Raw genomic sequence first — 4,498 nt, 5'->3', positions numbered from 1 at the left:
ATGTAAAGGATATATCATTTATGCGTAGTAAATTATCCATTCTTATTCTTGCTTTGATGACGTGTGGTGCCGCAAATGCCGCTGAAACAGCTATAGGTGATGTTGCTACTGTTCAGGCTCCATTAGCATTTGGTGCACAGAATACCATCAACGCAACCTGGACTCAGGATCCCTCTGCATCTGGTACCTCAGTTAAGGCCCAGCAAAAACTAGGTACTCTTAATATTCAATTAACCGGTTCTCACGCAGGGGTCTATGTTACAGGAGATGATACGAGTGTAAGTGGCGGCCTCGTGACTATCCCATTTAGAGATGCTGCAGGTAAGGGTTTACGTGGACGTACTGATGCCTCAATTCAACAACTTGGCAGTACACCAATCGTAGGCCATAATGGACCGGGTTGGAAATTAGTAAACACCGGGGATAACATTAATCTTGACATTAAAGCCTTCCAAAGTGGGAGTAATATTCCTGCTGGAACATATACAGCAACATTCTACATTCAACAATATCAGAACTAATTAAATTACTTATCAGAACACACCCTCAATTGAGGGTGTGTTTATCAATCGGGTGAATTCTGTAAGATGCTGACGTTGTAACATTTAATAATCCATATATAAACAACTGTTGCTAATGCTTGTATAAAAGAGTGCTATATGTACAAATATAGAAAAAATTTTATCCCTGTTTTATTTTTAACTTCTTTTTTAAGTCACGCGCAAACAGCAAATACTTCAGTTGCGAAATCAAATGCCATTATAAAAACAGAAAATAAAATCTATGGTTTGAGATTAGGAAGTACTCGTGTAATTTATAATGAGGGAATGTTAGCGTCATCTTTTTGGATTAGAAATGAAAAAAAATACCCTATAATTGTACAATCTCAGGTTTTCTCTGACGATAAAAAGACGAAAGCCCCATTTATCATAACACCGCCTGTATTAAGGCTTGAAAGTGAAATTCAAACGAGGTTAAGAATTGTTCCGATTTCAAATGTTCTGAAAAAAGACAGAGAATCATTATTCTGGATATGTGTAAAAGGTATTCCGCCAGAAAACATATCATCTTATGATACTGAGGACAATAATAAATCAGCACATGTAAATATAAACGTAATTACTAATAGTTGCATTAAGCTACTAACCAGACCGAAATCAGTTGACATATCGGTAGAAGAAGCTAACAAGAAATTAAGATGGGGTATTAAGGATGGAGAATTGTTAGTAGAAAACCCATCCCCCCTCTATATAAATATAGCAAGAATAACTGTCAATGGAAAAGAGGTCGCTATACCTGATGGATATATTGAACCTTACAAATCTGTAAGTAACATAGCTAAAGCCAGCAAAGGAGATAAGGTTAATTCGGTTGTGTTGGATGATATAGGTGCTGAAATTAATAACGAAGTGACGCTTTAAATATAAGAAATGAAAATGAATAAAACTATTTCTGCTTTAATCCTGACATCCATCATTAATGCCGGAGATTCTTTTGCAAAGGAATATAAATTTAATTATCGCTACTTAGGAATGGATGAAAATGCAGATTTAAATTTTTTTGACAGCAAAACAACTCAAGGAAACTATGTTGTTGATATATATATCGATAATGAACTAAAAGAAACAACGGAAATATATTTTAGAAATAAGAGTAATAATCTTTCTCCTTGCCTGACACAAGAAAATCTAATTAAATATGGATTTTTGCAAAAAAAAATTGATGAGTTTATTTTTGATGATGAGCAATGTGTTAATCTAGACAAGGAAAATATAAAATACCTCTTTAACCCAACAAATCAAATCTTACTGTTAAACATCCCATCAGGATTTTTAGCTGACAAGAACAGCGAGATTGCTGATGAATCGCTTTGGGATGATGGGCTTAACGCGTTGATATTTAACTATCAGGCTAATTATCTCAAATCAAACAATAAACGAGGTGATTCATATTTTGGTCAGATAGAACCAGGGCTCAACGTAGGTCCATGGCGAATTAGGAATTTATCAACTTGGAAAAAGTCAAAAGAAAATACAGATTTTGAGTCAGCATATACATATGCTGAAAGGGGTATTAATTCATTAAAAAGCAGACTGATTATTGGCGACAAGTATACTAACACGAATATTTTTGACAGCATCTCTTTTCGAGGAGTTACCTTTTATAAAGATGAAAATATGATTCCGTATTCTGCGAGAGCATACTCGCCGAAAATCCGTGGAATTGCTAAAACTCAAGCTGTTGTGGAAATTAGACAACAAGGCTATCTTCTTTATTCTACTTCTGTTCCACCTGGTGAATTCGAAATTAACAGCAATCAGTTCAGTAACTTTGGAAGTGGCTTATTTGATGTCACCATTATTGAAAGTAACGGACAGAAACAAATGTATTCTGTCCCTTACACAATACCTGTTATTTCTCTGGCAAAAGGTTATTCAAATTATAGTTTTACGGCTGGTAAGTATCGCAATACAGATATACATAAAAATGAACCAATATTCGCAGAGGGCACCTATTCTTACGGTCTTCCTTATGGTTTAAGTATATTTGGCGGTGTTCAATTAGCCGATATTTATAGTTCTTATGCCGTTGGTATAAGTAAGGATGCTGGTGAATATGGCGCAATATCCTTCGACATGAAGTACGCTAAATCTAAACCGTATGAAAAAACCTCTTTTATAAATGGTAGCGCTTATGGCATAAGGTATACTAAAAATCTCAATACTACAAATACTGATATATCTATCGCAAGCTATTACAATTATTCAAAAGACTATCGCACACTTTCCGAAACAATAGATAGTTACAATGATTATGTATATTACAGCAAGAAATCAACAACTTATGCAATGCTAAGTCAACCATTGGGCGCTTGGGGGTCGATTAACTTAAGTTATAATCATGATAACTATTGGGAAAAAAATGGAAGCAACTCAATTGCAGTTTGGTATGGAAAAAATATTGGAAGTACATCTCTATCCTTAAGCTATACACGAACAGCCTTTAAAAAATATGGAAAGAACGATAATGAAGACTTGTTTAACATAATGTTAAATATTCCCCTGCAAGACTTAACAAATAAGGAAATTTACGCGAACTATCAATTGACTTCATCGTCTGATAATAAAACAACACATGATATAGGTCTCAACGGCATGGCATTTGACAGGCGTATGAGCTGGCAAGTAAGGGAGCAAATCCAGGACGCCTCAAAATATAAAAAATTCAGTTATTTTAATACATCGTGGAACGGAACGTATGGAACACTTGGTGCAAACTATAACTATAGTAGCACTCATCGTGAAGTTGGCTTAGCACTCTCTGGTGGTATTTTAGCGCATTCATCAGGGATAACATTTGGACAGCGGATTTCCAATACTACGGCTTTAGTTGAAGCAAAAGGTGTTAGTGGGGCTACCGTTTTAGGGCTTCCTGGTATAAAAACTGATTTTAGAGGTTATACATTCTCTAGTTCACTAATGCCATATATGGACAATACAGTATCAATAGATCCTAGTTCGCTGCCAAATAATAGCAGCATTAAACAAACTGATATTAAAGTAGTCCCAACTACAGGGGCGATTGTTAAGGCAAAATATAATACCAGCATCGGAGTGAACGCACTGATTAAAATCAGTAATAAAAAAGGAAAACATCTACCTTTTGGCACAATTTTAGTAGTTAAAGATGAAAAAGGAGTGGTGCAATCAACATCTATTGTTGGCGATAATGGTGAGGCTTATGTCACAGGTCTCGATGGAACACAGGAAATAAATGCAACTTGGGGAAGAGAAGCATCTGATAGTTGTAAGGTCAGTTACAACCTTACTGGACATCACGCAAAAGAACAATCGCTAACTTTCCTGAACGGAGTTTGTAAATGAAATGCTTCTTATTAAAAGAAAACTACAGTCTATTGATGCTATTACTATTTTCGTTATTAACACATTCAACGATAGCTGCAGCTAAAAAATTGGAAATCAGCATCAATATGGATAATGAAAAATTCAACCTATCTACTCAGAACAACCATGTTTTGGGTACAGGTTATGTAAAAAGTGATGGTGAATCATATGTCATAGTAAGTTCTAATGCAGAAAAAGTACCCGGACAACAAGCAACATACATATTTAGAGGTAAAAACAATCCAAAAAATAGAATAGCAATAAGGCTTGGTGGCGAAGGTTGGCATCCGGATAAAACTGGACTAGGAATTAGTTCGCGCATCAATATGCTATCAAAATTTGAACTATATTTTTCAAATAATTACAGAGTTCATCCGGATGTTTATTTGATACACCTGTTTGCTAAAGAAGTTAAAACAGATTGATGTATGCATTATCTTATGAAAAAGCAACACAGATGGTCAATGTAGACTAGCCCCCAGAATCTCCAGACAACCAATATCACTTAAATAAGTGATAGTCTTAATACTAGTTTTTAGACTAGTCATTGGAGAACAGATGATTGATGTCTTAGGACCGGAGAAACGCAGACG

At 35.3% G+C, this 4,498-nt stretch carries 4 protein-coding genes; all 4 read left to right on the top strand.

Features of this window, described 5'->3' with window-relative positions; translation table 11 throughout:
- On the top strand, positions 1–521 hold a 521-nt coding region (locus C7B16_RS23760; RefSeq protein WP_308813068.1), incomplete at its 5' end, for a CD15/CS22/SEF14 family fimbrial major subunit.
- A 138-nt stretch (positions 522–659) separates the two neighbouring features.
- Positions 660–1,421: a fimbria/pilus periplasmic chaperone gene (locus C7B16_RS23755; protein WP_107180256.1), complete on the top strand. Its 762-nt coding sequence runs from the start codon at positions 660–662 to the stop codon at positions 1,419–1,421.
- 15 nt (positions 1,422–1,436) lie between these two features.
- On the top strand, positions 1,437–3,884 hold the full coding sequence (locus C7B16_RS23750) for a fimbria/pilus outer membrane usher protein (RefSeq protein ID WP_107180255.1): 2,448 nt from the start codon (positions 1,437–1,439) through the stop codon (positions 3,882–3,884).
- Positions 3,881–4,330 (top strand): AfaD family invasin, encoded by a 450-nt coding sequence (gene afaD, locus C7B16_RS23745; protein ID WP_107180254.1) that lies wholly within the window; start codon positions 3,881–3,883, stop codon positions 4,328–4,330. Before C7B16_RS23750 ends, afaD begins: the two co-directional genes overlap by 4 nt.
- Positions 4,331–4,498 lie beyond the last annotated feature (168 nt).

It is taken from the genome of Escherichia sp. 20412-1 (genome assembly GCF_003027595.1).
GTDB classification, from domain to species: Bacteria; Pseudomonadota; Gammaproteobacteria; order Enterobacterales; family Enterobacteriaceae; genus Escherichia; species Escherichia marmotae.
The sequence above is the reverse complement of the archived record's forward strand: the minus strand, read 5'-3'. Positions and strand labels throughout refer to the sequence as shown.

Excerpts from the sequence above, each read along its gene's own strand:
- C7B16_RS23750 (WP_107180255.1), top strand. The coding sequence starts at position 1,437 with ATGAATAAAACTATTTCTGCTTTAATCCTGACATCCATCATTAATGCC.
- afaD (WP_107180254.1), top strand. The coding sequence starts at position 3,881 with ATGAAATGCTTCTTATTAAAAGAAAACTACAGTCTATTGATGCTATTA.
- C7B16_RS23755 (WP_107180256.1), top strand. The coding sequence starts at position 660 with ATGTACAAATATAGAAAAAATTTTATCCCTGTTTTATTTTTAACTTCT.